At 53.8% G+C, this 17,302-nt stretch carries 19 protein-coding genes and 2 pseudogenes; 6 read left to right on the top strand and 15 right to left on the bottom strand.

Going from position 1 to position 17,302, the window contains the following annotated elements; genetic code table 11:
* Window positions 1-138 precede the first annotated feature (138 nt).
* Entirely contained in the window at window positions 139-447 is a 309-nt protein-coding gene (locus JLG71_RS14030; RefSeq protein WP_025108361.1) for a hypothetical protein, read from the bottom strand.
* A gap of 138 nt (window positions 448-585) precedes the next feature.
* On the opposite strand from JLG71_RS14030, the gene JLG71_RS14025 reads away from it, so the two are divergent.
* On the top strand, window positions 586-1,482 hold the full coding sequence (locus JLG71_RS14025; RefSeq protein WP_025108360.1) for a LysR family transcriptional regulator: 897 nt from the start codon (window positions 586-588) through the stop codon (window positions 1,480-1,482).
* Window positions 1,483-1,534: 52 nt separating this feature from the next.
* Here the strand turns inward: JLG71_RS14025 and JLG71_RS14020 are convergent.
* From JLG71_RS14020 to JLG71_RS14010, 3 genes and pseudogenes are all read right to left on the bottom strand, one after another.
* Window positions 1,535-1,948 (bottom strand): annotated as a pseudogene (locus tag JLG71_RS14020) (helix-turn-helix domain-containing protein); the annotation flags it as partial.
* Window positions 1,854-2,681 carry an LLM class flavin-dependent oxidoreductase gene (locus tag JLG71_RS14015; RefSeq protein ID WP_200913515.1) on the bottom strand — a complete coding sequence of 276 codons (828 nt, stop codon included), beginning with the start codon at window positions 2,679-2,681 and terminating at the stop codon, window positions 1,854-1,856. The pseudogene JLG71_RS14020 and the gene JLG71_RS14015, both read right to left, overlap by 95 nt.
* Window positions 2,682-2,726: 45 nt before the next feature.
* Window positions 2,727-3,341, bottom strand: coding sequence for an FMN-dependent NADH-azoreductase (locus tag JLG71_RS14010; protein ID WP_025108354.1), 615 nt, complete (start codon window positions 3,339-3,341; stop codon window positions 2,727-2,729).
* 135 nt (window positions 3,342-3,476) lie between these two features.
* On the opposite strand from JLG71_RS14010, the gene JLG71_RS14005 reads away from it, so the two are divergent.
* On the top strand, window positions 3,477-4,379 hold the full coding sequence (locus tag JLG71_RS14005) for a LysR family transcriptional regulator (protein WP_025108353.1): 903 nt from the start codon (window positions 3,477-3,479) through the stop codon (window positions 4,377-4,379).
* A gap of 174 nt (window positions 4,380-4,553) precedes the next feature.
* On the opposite strand, the gene JLG71_RS14000 is transcribed toward JLG71_RS14005, so the two are convergent.
* The 9 genes from JLG71_RS14000 to JLG71_RS13960 form a co-directional block, all read right to left on the bottom strand.
* A complete protein-coding gene (locus tag JLG71_RS14000) occupies window positions 4,554-5,123 on the bottom strand; it encodes a histidine phosphatase family protein (RefSeq protein WP_025108352.1) in 570 nt (189 codons plus the stop codon).
* A gap of 4 nt (window positions 5,124-5,127) precedes the next feature.
* Window positions 5,128-5,883, bottom strand: a complete 756-nt coding sequence (locus JLG71_RS13995; protein WP_046877571.1) for a CbtA family protein — start codon at window positions 5,881-5,883, stop codon at window positions 5,128-5,130.
* Window positions 5,884-5,893: 10 nt separating this feature from the next.
* Window positions 5,894-6,103 carry a CbtB domain-containing protein gene (locus tag JLG71_RS13990; RefSeq protein WP_004850884.1) on the bottom strand — a complete coding sequence of 70 codons (210 nt, stop codon included), beginning with the start codon at window positions 6,101-6,103 and terminating at the stop codon, window positions 5,894-5,896.
* Entirely contained in the window at window positions 6,100-6,567 is a 468-nt protein-coding gene (locus JLG71_RS13985) for a nitrile hydratase accessory protein (RefSeq protein ID WP_049083582.1), read from the bottom strand. Before JLG71_RS13985 ends, JLG71_RS13990 begins: the two co-directional genes overlap by 4 nt.
* Window positions 6,564-7,217, bottom strand: coding sequence for a nitrile hydratase subunit beta (gene nthB, locus JLG71_RS13980; protein ID WP_025108349.1), 654 nt, complete (start codon window positions 7,215-7,217; stop codon window positions 6,564-6,566). The genes JLG71_RS13985 and nthB overlap by 4 nt, the downstream gene beginning before the upstream one ends.
* Window positions 7,218-7,232: 15 nt before the next feature.
* Entirely contained in the window at window positions 7,233-7,841 is a 609-nt protein-coding gene (gene nthA / locus JLG71_RS13975; RefSeq protein ID WP_009652266.1) for a nitrile hydratase subunit alpha, read from the bottom strand.
* A 23-nt stretch (window positions 7,842-7,864) separates the two neighbouring features.
* Entirely contained in the window at window positions 7,865-9,379 is a 1,515-nt protein-coding gene (locus JLG71_RS13970) for an amidase (RefSeq protein ID WP_200914297.1), read from the bottom strand.
* A 135-nt stretch (window positions 9,380-9,514) separates the two neighbouring features.
* Complete coding sequence (locus tag JLG71_RS13965) at window positions 9,515-10,051, bottom strand: group I truncated hemoglobin (RefSeq protein WP_224237130.1); 537 nt, start codon at window positions 10,049-10,051, stop codon at window positions 9,515-9,517.
* The gene (locus tag JLG71_RS13960) at window positions 10,052-10,945 is read right to left on the bottom strand and encodes a transporter (RefSeq protein ID WP_049079835.1); all 894 of its coding nucleotides are present in this window, start codon (window positions 10,943-10,945) and stop codon (window positions 10,052-10,054) included.
* Between the two features lie 400 nt (window positions 10,946-11,345).
* Here JLG71_RS13960 and JLG71_RS13955 point away from each other — a divergent pair, with 400 nt between their 5' ends.
* Window positions 11,346-12,344 carry an AraC family transcriptional regulator gene (locus tag JLG71_RS13955; protein WP_182094422.1) on the top strand — a complete coding sequence of 333 codons (999 nt, stop codon included), beginning with the start codon at window positions 11,346-11,348 and terminating at the stop codon, window positions 12,342-12,344.
* Window positions 12,345-12,621: 277 nt separating this feature from the next.
* Window positions 12,622-13,204 (top strand): annotated as a pseudogene (locus JLG71_RS13950) (helix-turn-helix domain-containing protein); the annotation flags it as partial.
* A 120-nt stretch (window positions 13,205-13,324) separates the two neighbouring features.
* On the opposite strand, the gene JLG71_RS13945 reads toward JLG71_RS13950, so the two are convergent.
* Window positions 13,325-13,678 (bottom strand): nuclear transport factor 2 family protein, encoded by a 354-nt coding sequence (locus JLG71_RS13945; protein ID WP_025106359.1) that lies wholly within the window; start codon window positions 13,676-13,678, stop codon window positions 13,325-13,327.
* Window positions 13,679-14,001: 323 nt separating this feature from the next.
* Between JLG71_RS13945 and aph(3')-Ia the strand changes: the two genes are divergently transcribed.
* Window positions 14,002-14,817, top strand: a complete 816-nt coding sequence (aph(3')-Ia, locus tag JLG71_RS13940; protein ID WP_200914296.1) for an aminoglycoside O-phosphotransferase APH(3')-Ia — start codon at window positions 14,002-14,004, stop codon at window positions 14,815-14,817.
* 166 nt (window positions 14,818-14,983) lie between these two features.
* Here the strand turns inward: aph(3')-Ia and JLG71_RS13935 are convergent, their stop codons facing one another.
* On the bottom strand, window positions 14,984-15,877 hold the full coding sequence (locus JLG71_RS13935; protein WP_025106358.1) for a LysR family transcriptional regulator: 894 nt from the start codon (window positions 15,875-15,877) through the stop codon (window positions 14,984-14,986).
* Window positions 15,878-16,070: 193 nt separating this feature from the next.
* Here JLG71_RS13935 and JLG71_RS13930 point away from each other — a divergent pair, with 193 nt between their 5' ends.
* Window positions 16,071-17,228 carry an iron-containing alcohol dehydrogenase gene (locus JLG71_RS13930; RefSeq protein WP_021243026.1) on the top strand — a complete coding sequence of 386 codons (1,158 nt, stop codon included), beginning with the start codon at window positions 16,071-16,073 and terminating at the stop codon, window positions 17,226-17,228.
* The last annotated feature ends 74 nt before the right edge of the window (window positions 17,229-17,302 follow it).

Below are 17,302 nucleotides of genomic sequence, written 5' to 3'. Positions count from 1 at the left end.
GCGCTGCTTGCGGCCAAAGGCGTGGATAAGAATGCAATGCTTTCTGCCGCCTTACGCTGGCTGGTGGCGCGCATGCACCCGCGCCATGCTCACGCCATCCGCTCTGTATTAAGGCGTTCGTCGGTCATCACCTTTCCTTCATTTTTGATTTTTAAATTCTGCGGAGAAGAGACTTTCCCAGCTAATAAAGGATCCGAGAGGAATGCACTCAAACGTTAATAAGCCCGCCTTTGCCAGCGGGAATTCAGCCATCACGTTACTGGCTTCTTCCACGGTGTCACATTCGAGGAAAATGGCGACGCCGGGCCTGTCCTGACGGAAATAGATGTCGCGGATAAAGCCGGATTTATACAGCCCCCAGGCGTGCAGGGCCTCAGCGGTAAGGTGTGGCGCATATTTTTCCGGCGTTGCGCCAGGGTTGGGCATATCCAGACATAAAATTCGCATCATCGTCTCCTGTACTCAGTTTTCAGCGGAAAGAGAAAAAAGTATAAGCGCCTCATTCGCAGAAGATTAGGCGGGCATTGACTTAAGCATATTTAGCCTGTACTTAATAATCAGCCGAGGTTTGCTAAGGAAAATGCTATGAATAACGCCCTTTATAATCAGATACGTATCTTTCAGAGCATTGCGCGCGAAGGCAATATTTCGGCAGCCGCCAGGAAACTTGAAATTACACCGCCTTCCGTCAGCAATGCGCTCAAGCTGCTGGAGGAGCATATTGGCCATCCGCTTTTTGTGCGCACGACCCGGCGCATTGAGCTAACGGAAACCGGGCAACAACTTCTGGAGCAAACCGCCGCCGCGGTGGATTCGCTGGAGAAATCGCTGGAAAGTCTCCGTGACCAGAATAGGGAGCCCTCCGGCGCGGTGAGGATTACGCTCTCGCGTTTTGCCTACCAGCTCATTCTTAAACCCGCAATGGCGGCATTCTGTCGGCAATATCCGGGTATAAAGCTGGAAATTTCGGTCTACGACGGTACCGTGAATATTATCGAGGAGCGTTTTGACCTGGGGATTCGTTTTGGGGATATCCTTGAAGGCGGGGTGGTGGCACGCCCGTTGATGAAACCGTTTCGTGAAGGGTTATATGCGTCTTCAGCCTATCTCGCCGAATATGGAATGCCTGAGGCGCCAGCCGATCTCAGCCATCACCGGCTGATTGGCTATCGTTTCATCACCAACAACCGCATTCTTCCGCTGATCCTTAACGATCGCGGAGAACCATTGACCTTAGAAATGCCCGGACAGTTAATCAGCAACGATATTGACGTTATGGCAGACGGTATTCGCCACGGGCTGGGGATAGGGCGCTTGTTCGAACCCATCTGGCGGTTACAGCCCGATCGAGAGCAGTTTATACCCGTGATGGAGAGCTACTGGAAAACCTATCCGCCAGTTTATCTCTATTACCCGAAAAACGCCGGTAAAACCAAAAGAGTGAAAACCCTGATCGACTTTCTGATAGCCGCTACGGAGTGATAAAAACGACGACTCACTTTCACCCCGGGATTAACGATGAAAATCGGTACCATTAAATCTTACCGGCAGACTCTCTCAGCACAGTAATATCCCTCTTGGGTGATTCCCCAAACATCCGCGTATATTCCCGGCTGAAATGGGATAAGCTTTCATAGCCGACAGCATAGGCCGCTGTGGTGACATCGTAATGCTCATTCAGCATCAGTCGCCTTGCTTCATTGAGACGCAGCCATTTCTGATAGCGGAGCGGACTCATTCCCGCAAGCTGTCTGAAATGGTGGTGGAAGGAGGGCGTGCTCATTTGCACGCGACTTGCCAGCTCTTCGACACGCAGAGGCGAAGCAATATTGGTCTTTAACCAGTCGATAGCTTTACCGATACGGTAGCCATGGCCGTCGACTGCCGCAATCTGCCTGAGACGATCGGACCGATCGCTCATCAACAGCCGGTAATGTATCTTTTGCTGCTTTCGCGGAGTCAGCCACAAAGCCGGTAACATGTAGCCCCACCCTAAGCTGCTCGCGATGGTAGCCGGCACGAATACCGGCCTGCCGGTAGAGGTCGATTAATGGCCGGAAACGATCGGGTCTGCCCCCGATAAGCGCCACCATCAGCGGCAGACCCGCAGCTCCGGCCCGGATGAAGGAGTGCGGTGTCCCGCCAACACCTACCCAAACCGGCAGCGGATTCTGCATTGGCCGGGGATAGACGCCCTGGCCCGTAAGCGCTGGACGGTAACGGCCTGACCATGTGATGTGTGTTTCCCTGACAAGTTGCTGCAAAAGTCCAAGCTTCTCTGTAAATAGAGCGTCATAGTCATCCCTGGAGTGACCAAATAGCGAATAAGCTTCTGCAAAAGAACCACGACCAACGGTGATTTCGGCACGGCCCTGCGAGAGCAGATCCAGGGTGGAGAAGTCCTGAAACAACCTCACCGGATCAACCGTACTGAGAACCGATACCGCGCTGGTTAGTCTGATTTTTTTCGTTCGTGCGGCGGCGGCCGCAAGAATGACCGCAGGTGACGAATCGGCGAAATCAGTACGATGATGTTCACCGACACCAAACACATCTATACCAGCCTCGTCGGCAAGAGTGATTTCCTCCAGTAATGCCGCAAGACGTTCCGCCGGATTAGGTATACGCCCATTGTTCCTTTCAGGTAAAAGTGAAGCGAAACTGTTTATGCCTATTTCCACATTTAACTCCTTGTGCCGGTTTTTCAACGTAACCCCGGTCACGGGTCAGATAACCGTTGTTTCAACCTCGTTCTTCGCCCTGGCAAGTGCCGTTGCTCTGGCGTCATCTCCCAGAGCAAGACCTTCCGCACGAAAAATGGTGATGTCAGAGAGTCCGATGAAATTAAGCGCAGCGGTAAGCAACGTTTCCTGATGGTCAAGATGGGCGACAGGGCTGGTACCGCTGTAAACGCCACCGCGAGTTGAAGCGATATACACTTTTTTACCTGCTGGAAGCAGACCTTCCGGACCATTCGCGGTGTAGTGGAATGTCCTCCCCGCGACAAGTACACGATCCAGCCATGCCTTGAGTTGGCTCGGAAGCGAAAAGTTGTACATCGGAACGCCAATAATAATGATATCCGCTGAGAACAACTCATCGATGTAGGTGCTGCCCAGAGCGATGTCGTTCGCTAACGATTCTGAAGTCGGTGTATTTCCCTGAAACACAGCCAGATGGGCAGGGCTCAAATGCTGTAATTCATCTGCAACAAGATCGCGTCGCAGAAGTGTGGCTCCAGGGTTTAATTTCACTTCTTTAGCGACGATTTCAGCAGTCAGGCTGCGGCTGACAGAGTTGCTACCCAGGATGCTCGAGTCGATATGCAGAATAGTAGTCATATTAAATCTCCGGTGAGTGGACTGTGGTCAACGTAAAAAATAGTGCGCCACCATAATTGCACCTACGAATGCATCTGAACAGCCGTTATAATCTTATGGATACCATCTTGAATTCAGATACATTGGTGAGGATTTATGCTTGACGGAATATCGCTCGACCAGCTTCGAACATTTGTTGCTGCTGTAGATGAAGGGAGCTTCTCGGCCGCTGCCCGTCGTCTTGGCCGGGCTCAGTCAGCAGCCAGTGAGCTTGTGCGTGGACTGGAACTGCAATTAGGTGTCACCTTATTCGATCGCTCAGGGCGCTATCCATTGCTGACACCTGCAGGCTCGGCATTGCTTGTCAGCGCGCGAAAAGCCGTTTCTATTGTGGATGCCATGAAATCCCAGGCAAAAGGCATGGCGGCCGGACTGGAACCCGAACTTGCTGTGGTTGTGGATGTCTTTTTTCCTATTGATGCCCTTGCGGGAGTCGCTAAAGAGTTTCGTCAACAGTTCCCGGCAGTACCGCTTCATGTGTACGTAGAAGCTCTTGGCGCGACTTTCCAGCCCGTTCTGGATAGACGAGCCACGGTGGGTATTGTTGGTTTTCTGCCATTGACGCCCCCCGGAATCATCACTGAACCTTTGGTGAATATTCCTTTTGCAATGGTAGCTGCGGCAGAGCACCCACTGGCAGCGTATCCAGGCCCAATCCCGCAGAGTGAACTCGCAAAGCATGTTCAGCTGGTACTGACCGATCGTTCTGAACATTCAAAAGGGCGCGATTTTGGCGTAATGTCTCCCAAAACATGGAAACTCGCGGACCTGTTTGCCAAGCGCGCATTCCTGCTTAATGGACTGGGCTGGGGAGGAATGCCTCTCCACACCGTGCAGACCGATCTGGATAGTGGTCGCCTCGTACGTCTGGCCATTGAGGAAGAACCTCAGGGTGGGGTCAGTATGTTGATGTCAGCAGTGTATCGTGTGGATAATCCGCCAGGCCAGGCAGGCCGCTGGCTTATCGACCAAATAATGGCCTGCTCCAGCCACAGGTAGCCATATTACTGGCTGGTACTTCAGCTCAATGGTGGTTCGCGTAATCTTGAAACCACTGGTTCAATATCATCCCCATGATGAAAGCGTATATGAATGACACGAGGGGAGTGTCGGACCATGATTTATGGAAGGGTTAAAAATGTGACAGACGTCCGTCCGCTGGCTGAACGTGGTCTATTCACTATTTATGTGGCCCTTTAATAAACACAAATTCCAGCGTCGTCCGTCGCTGCGCAACTCGGTGATGCTCAGCGGGTGGATGTCGATACGCGCAAATGAGTGAAGCGGGGCGCCGAGAACGTCGACGATCGTGGCGCGGATTGCGGCGGCAGGCGCAATGGCACAGTGGCGACCTCGAATATCGACGTGTTTAGCCAGCCAACTGCCACAGCGCGCCAGCAGCTGAGCACGTGACTCTCCGCCCGGGGGAGCGGCACCCTCCAGCCAGGCCTGGAACGCTTCGGCGTCTTGCATCATCACCTCATGCACTGGCCGACCGGCCCAGATGCCGTAGTCGGGCTCCGCCAGTTCCGTCACTGGCGTACCCTGTAAAGAGAGCGCTGCGGCGGTTTGCCTGGCGGCGGCGTCCGGGGCGAACCAGACGCGGTGATAACGGGCGACACTGCTTTGTAGCTGGCGCGCCCGTTGCCACTCCCGCGCCTCCAGAGGGTCATCACAGGGAAAGTGTGAACCTCTGGAGGCTGCCGTTTCTCCCTGACAAATCAGCGTTAGCGACGCTCTCATGTTGTTAACCGCGCCGGAAGGCCGGGCGATGTTCGCGTGTCGTCGGCGTGCGTTCGGCTAAAGCACCGAAAGCCACGCCGATGACGCCCCAGAGCACCAGATGCGTGCCGAAGGAACTTATGCGGAAACGCCATAGCAGGTCCGCCGGGAAGTGGTCGGAGACTTCGTTCACTGTCGGCATCAGGGCACAAACCACGAGCATCAGCGCCACGGCGAACAGCGTTGCCCACATCATCGCATTCCCTCTGCCGAGGCGCGGCGTGAGCTGATGTGATAACCACGCGGCCGCGATGACGATGCCGATAGAAAGCAGCATCATGACGAAATAGAGCCCGGTACGATAGCCGATGGTCTCCGGGTTGCCGACTGCGGGCGGATTGGGCGGGTATTTCAGACCTGGCATCAGGCTCATTGCCAGGAAGCCGGCCAGCGCCAGGCACAACGCCAGCACACGCGGGTCCGATGGCCCAAAGCGCTGGTAGCTAAAGGCCCACGCCAGCGCCAGACCGCCGCCCAGCGCGGCGCCAAACAGCGCCATGCCGGTCATCAGGCCGATCCCGGACTGGGTCTGTCGGCTAAACATCTCTTCTTCTTCGCCGTCTGCTGACGCGCCGTGGTGGTGAGCGTGAGCTGACATGCTTTTTTCCAGGCCAATCGCGCGATCGACCTGCGGCTCGCCGAAATGGTGTGCAAAGGCAAATGCCACCATCCCGGCCAGAACGCCGGCCATCATCCCTTTAAATAACAGTTTGCCAATCATTTCCGCCTCCTCAGTGGCAGGGAAAGCCCAGCAGATGACGTGCGTCGTGGAAGAATTCATGCACCTGCGTGCCGGAAAACATCGACGTTGCGCCTTGTTCTGCGCCAACGAAATAGATGGCCAGCAGCGCCAGCAGGGCGGTGAACAGCGCCCAGGGCAGCAGTTTCGCGACAGGAATGGGAGCAGCCGGGGTGTGGGCATTAAGGGTGATATCACTCATGGTGTAACTCCATTATCGATTTTGCTGTTGGTAGCGAGTGCCGGACTCACCGTGACCGGCACGCCCGGCGAAAGGTGATGATGGCTATGTGCCGGCGGGCAACTGGCGTTCGCCAGTACAATCGGCTGGCCGTGGGGCGTGTTGAGATACGCCTTGCGCCACTCCTGCGTCCGTCGGCTGATTTCATCCGGCACCGTCAGGTTGAGTGCCGTCATCATGTTTTCCATCGCCGCCGTCCACTGACGATAGTAGGCATCATTCGCGCTTTCACCCGGTTGCGCCGGCGCCGCGTTGATCTCTTTACTGAATGTCTGTACCCATTCTGCCCACGGGAACAGCCCGGCCCGGTGGAGATGGACTATCAGGGAGAACGCTTTTGCCTGCCAGGGCTTATCGAACACCGGCCCTTCCTCATCGCGCGGTAACCCGAGGGCGGCGTAATCGTGTTGTGCTACCGTATTCATGCTTCCTCCAGATAGTCGTCCCACAGATCGATGAACACTTTGTCAGGGCGCGGCTCTCCCCACAGCGCCTGCGCGGTGAAACTGACGCTGTAAACATGCTGGGGATGTTCGCCCAGCCCGTGCGCCGCAGTATCTGGCGTGATAAACACACCGTGAGCGATCTCTATGCGACCGACTTTATCGCGTGCGTAGCGTGGCAGGCGGGTATGGGTGGTCGGGTTGAAATTTTTCGTTCGTACCCAATCGCCCACCCGGAAGCGGGGCGCAACATCGTGACTGACCCGAGCAGACCCGCCGGTGCTGACCACCATCGACACCATCTCCTGCGTCAGCACAGGTGTGCCAGGCTTGCAGGGGGCAGGCTTCGCGCCACCCCACAGTTCTTCAACGGTGATCACCCCCTTTGCCAGCAGCAGCGTTTCGAATGCATGCAGCCAGTGCTCGTAGTAGCTCGACTGCAGATATTCGGTCGGCGCCATACGTTCGATGGCGTGGCGAAATTCATCGACGTTAAAGTGTCCGCCGACGAACAACGAGGCGAACAGAGGAAATACCCGGCGTTCCCACTCATGATGGAAATAGGGCTCGTTTTCCTCGGTAGGGATCGGGCCAAGGCCGTGCATCCCCCCCAGATCATGTATCCCGTTCATGGTTTTCTCCTTTCGTTATGGTGCGCTAACCACACCGGTGCCAATCATCGAATCGCGCGTGATGAGTTCGCTCAACTGCGCTTCGCTCCAGCCTTCCGTGCCTGCCGGACGTTCAGGCAGGACCAGATAGCGCAGCTCGGCGCTGCTGTCCCAGACGCGAATCTCTTTGTTTTCTGGTATGTGTAACCCGAACTCGGCGAGAACGCCGCGCGGGTCGATGACGATACGCGAACGATAGGGCGCTGATTTGTACCACACCGGCGGCAGACCCAGTACCGGCCAGGGGTAGCAGGAACAGAGCGTACAAACGGTGACGTTGTGCACGTCCGGCGTGTTCTCCACGACCAGCATGTCTTCGCCCTGTATTCCGGAGAAACCCAGTTCAGCAATAGCGGCAGTGGCGTTTTCCATCAGTCGACGTTTGTATTCCGGGTCGCTCCACGCTCTGGCGACAACCTGTGCGCCGTTTCGGGGGCCGACTTTGTGCTCGTAGGTGTCAATCAGCTCATCCAGCGCAGCCGGGTCGATCAGGCCTTTTTCCTGCAGCAGGGATTCCAGTGCGCGGACGCGTAGCTCGATATCAACGGGGGGTTGGGTATGGTCGTGGTCGTGTTTATGGCTCATTTTAGGCTTCCCGAGAGTTAAGGTTAAAACGTCCGCCAGTCACCGCAGGCTTCGAAAGCGGCGGCGGCCTGATAGAGCGTGTTTTCAGTGTAATGACGTCCTACCAGCATCATGCCAACCGGAAGTCCGTCGACCATGCCACAGGGGATAGACATGGCCGGGTGACCGGTGATGTCCTGCGCAGCGGTGTTACCGATCATTTCGAAAGCGCGCGAGATGTATTCGGTGATGGAGCAGTCCGGGCCTGGTATTGGCTGAGCGAGCACAGGCACGGTAGGCATCACCAGCAGATCGAAATCGCTCAGGGCCCGGTCGTAGCCGGCGCGGGCCCGACGCGCGATATTCTGCGCTCTGGCGTAGTAGCGACCGTTATAGCGCTCCAGCCCATACTGGCCGACGAACATGCAAACTTTGAGCGACGGGGAGAGGGCATCCGCGCTGTCGCGCCATTGCGCGTGTTTGTCCAGCAGGCTGACGTCGTACTGGCCTTCCCAGTTAAAACCCATGCCGTTGCCGTGCATCATCTGGGCGGTCAGACCTTCGCAGCCGATAGGCGACCAAAGCGCGCCCGCCAGATTGTGTTCCGGCACGGAAATTTCGCTAACAATGGCGCCCAGTGCTTGCAGGCGGGCGATGGCGTCCCGCACCTTCGTTTCTACCTGCGGGTCCATATTCGGCAACTGGAATCCCTCGGTCAGAATGCCGATTTTCAGGCCGCGCACACCTTTTCCGAGGGCGGCGGTATAGCTCTCTACAACGGGCGCGTACTGACGCGGGTCAAGCCCGTCACTCCCGGCGATGGTTTCCAGCATCAGTGCGTTGTCGCGCACGTTGGCGGTGATGGGACCGGCGTGGTCGATGGTCGCCTCAATCGGCATGATGCCCGTGTAAGGCACCAGACCGTGGGTCGGTTTCATGCCGTAGGTACCACAGAAGGCGGAAGGGATACGGATGGAACCGCCCTGATCGCAGCCTATCGCCATGTCCACTTCGCCAGCCGCCACCAGTGCGGCGCTGCCGGAGGACGAACCGCCGGAGGAATAGCCATGACGATGGGGATTGTGCACCGGGGCCGGGTCGGAAGTGTGGCTGCCGCCGGAGAGGCAGAAGTGCTCGCAGGTGGCTTTGCCGAGAATCGTCGCCCCGGCATCCAGCAGGCGGGTGGCCACGGTCGCGTCGTAGGATGGGACGAAACCTTCGAGCGTGGAGGCGCCGTTCATCATCGGTACGCCGGCGAGCGAGACATTGTCTTTCAGAGCGATGGTCCGCCCGGCCAGCGCGCCAGTCGCTGCACCTTTTACCTCCGTTTTGTAATACCAGGCATTGAGCGGATTTTCCTCGCCAGTCGGACGATAGCCGGCGGCGCGCGGATAGCGGACCTCCGGGATATCGTCGGGAAGGGAGTCGATCAGATCGTAAGCGTCGAAGTTAGCCTGCATCACCGCCAGATATTCCTCGGCCTGCGCCGGCGTCAGGCTGATATGCAGCCGACCGGCAAGCTCCTGGAGTTGTTCAGCAGTGGGACGTTGAATAGCCATGTTGTTTCCTTTTTTCTGTGTTTGCTCATGCGCCTGTCTTGAACATAAGCCCGGAATGCCATCCTGACTTGGTTATCCGGGTCAGTCGTTTGGCTGAAATGGACACCCGCGCAGCCTGTGGGTGTCCGTAAGGTGTTAAGACGGCTTATCGGCTTTAGGCCAGTGGATACCGACACTTTTCATGCCTTTGGTCACGTCCATGTCCGGATGTGAGAGCACCACGTCGCGATACGAAGGACTGCCGATGACCGCGGGCTTGAATTGGGTCAGGAAAGCGTTGACCTCTTCACGAATATCCTGCGGCACATTGAAGTTTTCGTAACACTCGTCGATAGACTCGAATACGGCTTTCCAGTGCACCTCGGTCAGCCCCATGCCGCGATGCGCGGTCACCATATCTCGTCCCCGATAGACGGTGTTGCCACCCCAGTGCTTGCACAAGAAATCAACGAAGTTGATATGCTCTTTCTGAAATGAAGACTCGGACACGTGCGCCCAGATATGGCCGATGTCGGGATGCTTCATACAGGTCTTCAACACTTCGCCTGCGAAGGCGTAGACGGCGTCATACCCGCCGAGACGTTCATAGAGAGACGGCTTTTGCTGCTGTTCGCTCATGGTGGATTTCTCCGTAACATGTGAGTGGAAGGGGGTGTATAGGCCTCTGTTCAATCAGAACAGTTTCATCACGCGCAGGGTGGTGTGGAGATCTTCCTTAAAACCGCCATCGACGTTGATGTCGCGTTGGAGCAAGCCCTGCACTTGCACCGTGGGGGTGATGAATTTCGACAATTCCAGCCTTACCTGATCCGAACGCGTCGCTTGTCCGTTCTCGACGCCGTCGATCTGCTGCTTACCGCCCCACAATTTGGCGTAACCGGCGGAGACGGTCCAGGTGGTGTCTGCGGGCGGCGTCCAGCTTACCCAGCCCTGAAATTGATAGGTGTTGTCTTGTTTGAGGCGGCCGGTGCCGATGCCCGTGGCATCGTCGTTGTCGCCATACCACATCGCATCAGCGGACAGCTGCGTGGCGAAACCGTTACCAAGCTGCTGCACGCCGCCAAGCTGCAGATCGAACTTCCAGCGGTTCTCACCGACGTTGAGCGTGCGCCCGGCATCGTAGGAACCGGCAGGGACGTACAGGTAGGGCACGAGGGCGAAGGTGGTGCTGGGGTTGTTCACCAGCCAGACCGGGGCGGCCAGAATGGGGTCGCCCAGGCCGCTGGCGGAATCGAGGCGGGCACCGCCCAGGGAGCCGTTAAAAAGACGTCCGTAGGGCATCAGCACCTGCGGCGCGACCGTGAAGCCCCCCACATCCATATAGTGGACGTAACGAAAGATGCTGACGAAGGAGTCCAGCCCGGTGCCTTGCTTAATTTCGTCGCCACCTGTGGGGGTAAAGCTGTCTCGCGTGGCGTAGGTGAAATACGCCAGAATGGCATCGGTACCGGCAGGAGCCGGAATGAGATCCTGTGAGTTGAGATCGACCGCATGGGCCGGGATCGTCGCCAGCCAGAGTGTGCAGGCGACCAGGCTGATACGAGATGTGGTGCCACTAACAGTCATAACGTTACCCTCATGTCTGATATCTCTTGTTTATTTCCCGGTACCAACGTGGCCGGAAGATCTTACGGTTACAGATATTAGGGAGAAATTTGCTGCGTACTTGTTTCATAAGGACAGTCGTTTGGCTGGCAGGGACAACGGGCGGGCAGGCTGAAAAGGCCCATAGCGTGATGCTCCGTCATAGCGCAGATGTGCACACCTTGAGTGCGGTTCTCGCTTTTTCGACGCCATTCGCGACGTGGGACGCCTGGCGCATCGACGGAGCGTCAGCGATATTTCCTCTGCCTTAGCGCGGATGCGAGTGAGAGCTGGAGGGACATCTGAGTGCTGGCACGATAGTTGCTGTCTGTGAACCCGTGTCTGTTATTGATGCGGGAATTAAGGTGCGAGGTGAGCAATTATGAATAGCATCATGCCGTCTGCGGTCTGCTCCCACTATTCGACCATTGGCGTTGCCGAGTCGCGCCGCTTCGAGTATTGGAACGACGTGGTGTTGCGTCACTGCATTCCGGCCGCCAGCGTGCCCATGGCTGGGGTCGACTTTGACGCCCGGCTTGCGGTACGCGGGGTGGGGATGGTGGATATCTGTTCGTTGTCCGCGCCGTTGCACCGCTGGGAACGCACCGCACGTTATCTGAGGCAGGGGCCAGACGACGATCTGTGGCTGGGCTATATGCAAGGCGGGTACGGCCAGCTTGAACAGGGAGGGCGCAAGGCGGCGCTGGCGGCGGATAGTCTGGTGTTATACGACGCCGCGCAGACGTTCAGTTTCAGCCTGGGTGGTGGCGATAACCACCTGGTGCGGATCCCGCGGCATCTGCTGAGTTGTCGTTTGCCGAGGATTGAAACGCTCACCGCTATGGTACTGGACGACAGTCGGCCCGGCGTGATTCCACTGCGTGAAATGCTGCGTCAGGCGACAGCGATGCCCGCGTGTCTGGACAACCCAGATATTTCTGGCCGTTTCTCCCAGACGATGCTGGACCTGCTGGTGCTGAGTCTGGAATTGCAGGATCTGGATAACGTGAGTGCTGAGCGCGATCTGTACGCCAGGATGATGATTTACATTCGGCGGAAGCTTGTCGATCCAGATTTGAACATTGAGAGCCTGGCTCGGGCGCACCATGTTTCCATTCGCACCGTCACGCGTGCTTTCGCCCGCCACAAAAAAACGCCGATGGCCGTGATTTGGCAGGAGAGGCTGCGAGCGAGCCGAGAGGCCCTCGAACGCGGACGAGTCAGTAGCGTGTCCCAGGCGGCGCTGGATTTCGGCTTCTCTGATTTCTCTCATTTCAGCCACGCCTTCCGCAAAGCCTTTGGCATCTCGCCTCGCTCATTATTGCCCAAAGAGCAGCAGGGAGCGACGCCATCGAACAGGCACACCGGGTCAGACTCCTGAGTCTGCGCGATATGAGTGCGAGCTGCGCGTGACGGAAGGCGCTCCCAGGCGTTGCGGCGGCAGGTGGATGACACGATGGCGTTAGTTCTTTAGCGACTGGAAATGATTTGAATATCCCGGCTTAGCGCGGGGTAAGGTAAGGGTATGGGGGCGCATTGCGGCAGACTCGGCTTCTTTAATTGAATTTAACATAATATACATTATGCGCACCAATATAGAAGTAGCAAGATTATGCGGTTTTGATCAGAACTCAGTTAACCATCCCGGGATTCTGCTCATGGCCCATTCAGCGCAGTTTTTTACTTTGGATGAAGTTAACCCATGTTGTCGACCGGCACCTGACAACGCAGATGGCCGCGCAGCGCCTGGGTATCTCCGCTCGTCAGTGCCGGCGTCTTCTGTCGCGTTACCGTGAATCTGGCCCGCCAGGTATGGCTAACCGCCGTCGAGGAAACCCCAGCAATAACCAGCTGCCTGATGGTTTTGCACAGTATGCGCTCAATATAATCCGAGATCGCTATACCGACTTTGGGCCGACGCTTGCATGTGTGAAACTCGCAGAACTGCACGATGTTCACCTGTCCAAAGAGACCGTCCGTTCACTCATGGTCAAAGCCGGTCTCCGGATCCCCCGCAAACAACGTGCGCCGAAAATTCAGCAGCCACGCTATCGCCGGGCCTGCTGCGGCGAACTGAGCCAGATTGATGGCTGCGACCATCACTGGTTCGAGAACCGTGCACCCGCCTGTACCGCACTGATCTACGTCGACGACGCGACGAGCCACCTGATGCAGCTTCGATTTGTAAAACCGGAATCGACATTCACCTATTTTGAGGCCACCCGGGGCTACCTGGAAAAGCAGGATCACATTATACGATGGTGTAAAGAATCCACAGATTGGTTAAGGGAAGTTATTATGCTTCCCTTAATGCACACTTTAAGAAAGTTGCAAGCTATTCATATAAGGTATATATGAATTTTATTCAATAGGTAAATTGTGCTGTTTTAAGAAAGATAGCTTATCCCAATAGCCTCTTTGAAATAAAATTTTATTATTTACTATTTGAAAAAAACCGCAACCCCTCAAACCTAATGGGGCACGCCACTCTAAAATTGCCCATTGTCCATCTTCGAAAATGTTTTCAACGATACAAACCATTTCTGGAAAAGAAAAATCTTGTTCAAACATTTTCTTTATAGCCTCTTTCCCAATAACTGGCTCATTGGCTACCTGATGGTTTATTGCATTATCATCATATAATTCTGAAATAGTTTCTACATCTGCATTATTAAATGCGTCAACCCATTGGCAAAGTATTTCTTTTGGCGTCATATAAATTACCTCCAGACCTGTAAATAATTCTTTTTCATAGCATAACATCAAAATCCTATCAAGCTCAAAATTTATTGGCACGCTCGATGCCATGTTCCTCGACTACGAAGCGGCCAAAGATTATGCGACCCGCTTCAGGCTGGTCACGGCGGCGAATATCCCTTCTTTCGGAGCGCCAGAATGATGTTGGTCTGGCCGGATTTTCACATGGCGGGAACCACGTTGTGTCTCAAAATCTCTGATGTTACATTGCACAAGATAAAAATATATCATCATGAACAATAAAACTGTCTGCTTACATAAACAGTAATACAAGGGGTGTTATGAGCCATATTCAACGGGAAACGTCTTGCTCGAGGCCGCGATTAAATTCCAACCTGGATGTTGATTTATATGGGTATAGATGGGCTCGCGATAATGTCGGGCAATCAGGTGCGACAATCTATCGATTGTATGGGAAGCCCGATGCGCCAGAGTTGTTTCTGAAACATGGCAAAGGTAGCGTTGCCAATGATGTTACAGATGAGATGGTCAGACTAAACTGGCTGACGGCATTTATGCCTCTTCCGACCATCAAGCATTTTATCCGTACTCCTGATGATGCATGGTTACTCACCACTGCGATCCCCGGGAAAACAGCATTCCAGGTATTAGAAGAATATCCTGATTCAGGTGAAAATATTGTTGATGCGCTTGCAGCGTTCCTGCGCCGGTTGCATTCGATTCCTGTTTGTAATTGTCCTTTTAACAGCGATCGCGTATTTCGTCTCGCTCAGGCGCAATCACGAATGAATAACGGTTTGGTTGATGCGAGTGATTTTGATGACGAGCGTAATGGCTGGCCTGTTGAACAAGTCTGGAAAGAAATGCATAAGCTTTTGCCATTCTCACCGGATTCAGTCGTCACTCATGGTGATTTCTCACTTGATAACCTTTTTTTTGACGAGGGGAAATTAATAGGTTGTATTGATGTTGGACGAGTCGGAATCGCAGACCGATACCAGGATCTTGCCATCCTATGGAACTGCCTCGGTGAGTTTTCACCTTCATTACAGAAACGGCTTTTTCATAAATATGGCATTGATAATCCTGATATGAACAAATTGCAGTTTTATTTGATGCTCGATGAGTTTTTCTGATCAGAATTGATTGTAATTTTTGGAAAAACCGGGAACAACTCTGCTGTGTGAAAAACTGGCAGAGCATTACGCTGACTTGACGGGACGGCGCTTCCCTACCCTCATGGCCGCCTCCCAGGAATCGCCCCGAGTGCTTATCGTGGACATAATCCTTTTACTCATAAGTTTATCTTATTCCATTATTGTACCTGTCACGCAAAACTTGCAGAAAAGCCATAAACGCAGGAGAATCCTGTCGGCGGTGAGGATAATAAATATGGTAGCCGTCAAAATATGGACACCACTCGGTCAGAACAGCAATCAGCTTGCCGCTTTTGATATATCCATCTGCAACATACTCGGGAATATAGGCAATCCCCAGCCCGTCTAATGCTGCATCAAGCTGATGAATCGTGCTGTTCGCAATATATTGCCCTTTGACTTTCAGACTGAATTTCTGAGCATCTTTCTCGAATTCCCAGGCGTACAATCCACTCGTATCAGAATAGCGGACGTTAATGCAGTTGTGGTTCAAAAGATCCTGCGGCTTCCTGGGCTTAGCATAACGCTTAAAATAATCTGGTGCAGCAACAACAAGCTGGCGCCAGTTCTGGCTTATTTTTGCGGCAATCATATCATTATTCAGAACATCGCCCGGACGAATCCCGGCATCAAAACGCTGATCAACAATATCTGTAAATCCATAGTCAATGCCGATTTCAATCTGAATATCTGGGTAGCGACTCAGAAAGTCCGGTAATACAGGACGGATCAAATACTGGATAACATCATCTGCCGCCGTGAGGCGTATGACGCCAGTGGGTTTTTCCCTAAGCTCACTCAACCGACTAATAGCATCATCAACCTGTTCCATTAACGGGCCAACTTCGTTAATGAGCCTTTCACCTGCTTCCGTAGTGGAGATACTGCGGGTGGTTCTGGCCAGCAGGCGGATCCCAAGCCTTTCCTCAAGAGATTTCACCGTGTGGCTGATGGCTGAGGGTGTCACACCTATTTCAGCTGCGGCTTTGGTAAAGCTTTTCAGCCTGGCCACTGTTAAAAAAACCTTTAATTCATCCACACGATTCCTCCTCCTCGGTCCCTACTGGAGACGTCAGCGTACCAGCCTGTCATTAATTATCAAATAAATTTCACAAGTAAGTGAAATTTATGTTGATTAATAAATAAAATTCAAAATGGTACTTTATATTCCACGACGTGAATATGTCCTCGTTGTAGTGACGGCTTTTAATTCTGAAAATGAGGTAATCATTATGCAAGATTTTATCTATCATAATCCGGTAAAAATTCTTTTTGGTCGCGATCAAATTTCTGCGTTAGCACAAGAAGTCCCGCAGGGTAAAAAGGTCATGATTGTCTATGGCGGGGGCAGCGTTATAAAACACGGTATATTGAAACGCGTAAAAGAGTCCCTGACAAACACCCTGGTTTATGAGTTTGGCGGTGTAGAAGCAAACCCTCATTATGAAACCCTGATGAAAGCCGTTGAGATTGTCAGAACAGAAAAAATTGATTTTCTTCTGGCCGTGGGCGGCGGTTCAGTGATCGACGGGACTAAATTTATTGCCGCCGCAGCCCTCTACGAAAATGATCCATGGGAGATCGTCAAGAGTTATGGCGGCGTGGTGAAACAAGCTCTCCCTTTTGGATGCGTGCTGACCCTGGCGGCCACGGGTTCAGAGATGAATAACACGGCGGTGATTAATCGGGTGACCACCCAGGATAAACTCTTTTTCACCTCCCCTTACGTTATGCCGAAATTTTCAGTGCTCGAACCGGAAATGACCTACACGCTGCCTGAACAACAAACCGCAAACGGGGTTGTTGATGCCTTTGTCCACGTTCTTGAGCAATACATTACTTACCCGGTTAACGCTAAGGTGCAGGATCGCCTGGCGGAAGGACTGCTGAGCACGCTGAAAGAAGAAGGCCCAGTAGCCCTTAAAAATCCACAGAACTACGACGCCAGAGCTAACATCATGTGGGCTGCGACGATGGCCCTGAATGGAATGTTGAGCGCAGGTGTCCCAACTGACTGGGCTTCTCACATGATTGGCCAGGAAATTACTGCATTATACGGAATCGACCACGCCCGTACCCTCGCTATCGTTATGCCTGCACTATGGCGCTTGTGCAAAAAGGAAAAAGCAGAAAAGCTGGCTCAGTACGGTGCGCGTGTCTGGAATATTCCTGAGTCTGATAGCGAAAAAATGGCCGATGAGGCTATCAATGCCACCGTGGAATTTTTTGAACTGATGGGCGTTAAAACCCGACTTTCTGATTATGGTCTGGGCGCGGAAGATATTTCAGCCGTTATCGGCAAGTTAAAAGAACATGGGCATATCGCATTAGGTGAACATGGAAAAATTACTGCTGAAGTGGCGGAAACAATACTGAATATGGCACTTTAATTGCCTAACAACCTACTCCATTAGGCGCTAAGCCTGCGCACCTGGCAGGCTTAATTAATCATTAACGGTATTGC

Source organism: Klebsiella michiganensis, assembly GCF_015139575.1.
Classification (GTDB): Bacteria; Pseudomonadota; Gammaproteobacteria; order Enterobacterales; family Enterobacteriaceae; genus Klebsiella; species Klebsiella michiganensis.
This window is presented reverse-complemented; position numbering and strand designations above follow the sequence as displayed.

What these genes read in the sequence shown, in the direction of transcription:
- JLG71_RS13970 (WP_200914297.1), bottom strand. Translation starts at nt 9,379, where the DNA reads ATGGCTATTCAACGTCCCACTGCTGAACAACTCCAGGAGCTTGCCGGT.
- nthB (WP_025108349.1), bottom strand. Translation starts at nt 7,217, where the DNA reads ATGAACGGGATACATGATCTGGGGGGGATGCACGGCCTTGGCCCGATC.
- JLG71_RS14030 (WP_025108361.1), bottom strand. Translation starts at nt 447, where the DNA reads ATGCGAATTTTATGTCTGGATATGCCCAACCCTGGCGCAACGCCGGAA.
- JLG71_RS13930 (WP_021243026.1), top strand. Translation starts at nt 16,071, where the DNA reads ATGCAAGATTTTATCTATCATAATCCGGTAAAAATTCTTTTTGGTCGC.
- JLG71_RS14000 (WP_025108352.1), bottom strand. Translation starts at nt 5,123, where the DNA reads ATGAGAGCGTCGCTAACGCTGATTTGTCAGGGAGAAACGGCAGCCTCC.
- JLG71_RS14010 (WP_025108354.1), bottom strand. Translation starts at nt 3,341, where the DNA reads ATGACTACTATTCTGCATATCGACTCGAGCATCCTGGGTAGCAACTCT.
- JLG71_RS13945 (WP_025106359.1), bottom strand. Translation starts at nt 13,678, where the DNA reads ATGACGCCAAAAGAAATACTTTGCCAATGGGTTGACGCATTTAATAAT.
- nthA (WP_009652266.1), bottom strand. Translation starts at nt 7,841, where the DNA reads ATGAGCCATAAACACGACCACGACCATACCCAACCCCCCGTTGATATC.
- JLG71_RS13995 (WP_046877571.1), bottom strand. Translation starts at nt 5,883, where the DNA reads ATGATTGGCAAACTGTTATTTAAAGGGATGATGGCCGGCGTTCTGGCC.
- JLG71_RS13960 (WP_049079835.1), bottom strand. Translation starts at nt 10,945, where the DNA reads ATGACTGTTAGTGGCACCACATCTCGTATCAGCCTGGTCGCCTGCACA.
- JLG71_RS13955 (WP_182094422.1), top strand. Translation starts at nt 11,346, where the DNA reads ATGAATAGCATCATGCCGTCTGCGGTCTGCTCCCACTATTCGACCATT.
- JLG71_RS14025 (WP_025108360.1), top strand. Translation starts at nt 586, where the DNA reads ATGAATAACGCCCTTTATAATCAGATACGTATCTTTCAGAGCATTGCG.
- JLG71_RS13990 (WP_004850884.1), bottom strand. Translation starts at nt 6,103, where the DNA reads ATGAGTGATATCACCCTTAATGCCCACACCCCGGCTGCTCCCATTCCT.
- JLG71_RS13985 (WP_049083582.1), bottom strand. Translation starts at nt 6,567, where the DNA reads ATGAATACGGTAGCACAACACGATTACGCCGCCCTCGGGTTACCGCGC.
- JLG71_RS14005 (WP_025108353.1), top strand. Translation starts at nt 3,477, where the DNA reads ATGCTTGACGGAATATCGCTCGACCAGCTTCGAACATTTGTTGCTGCT.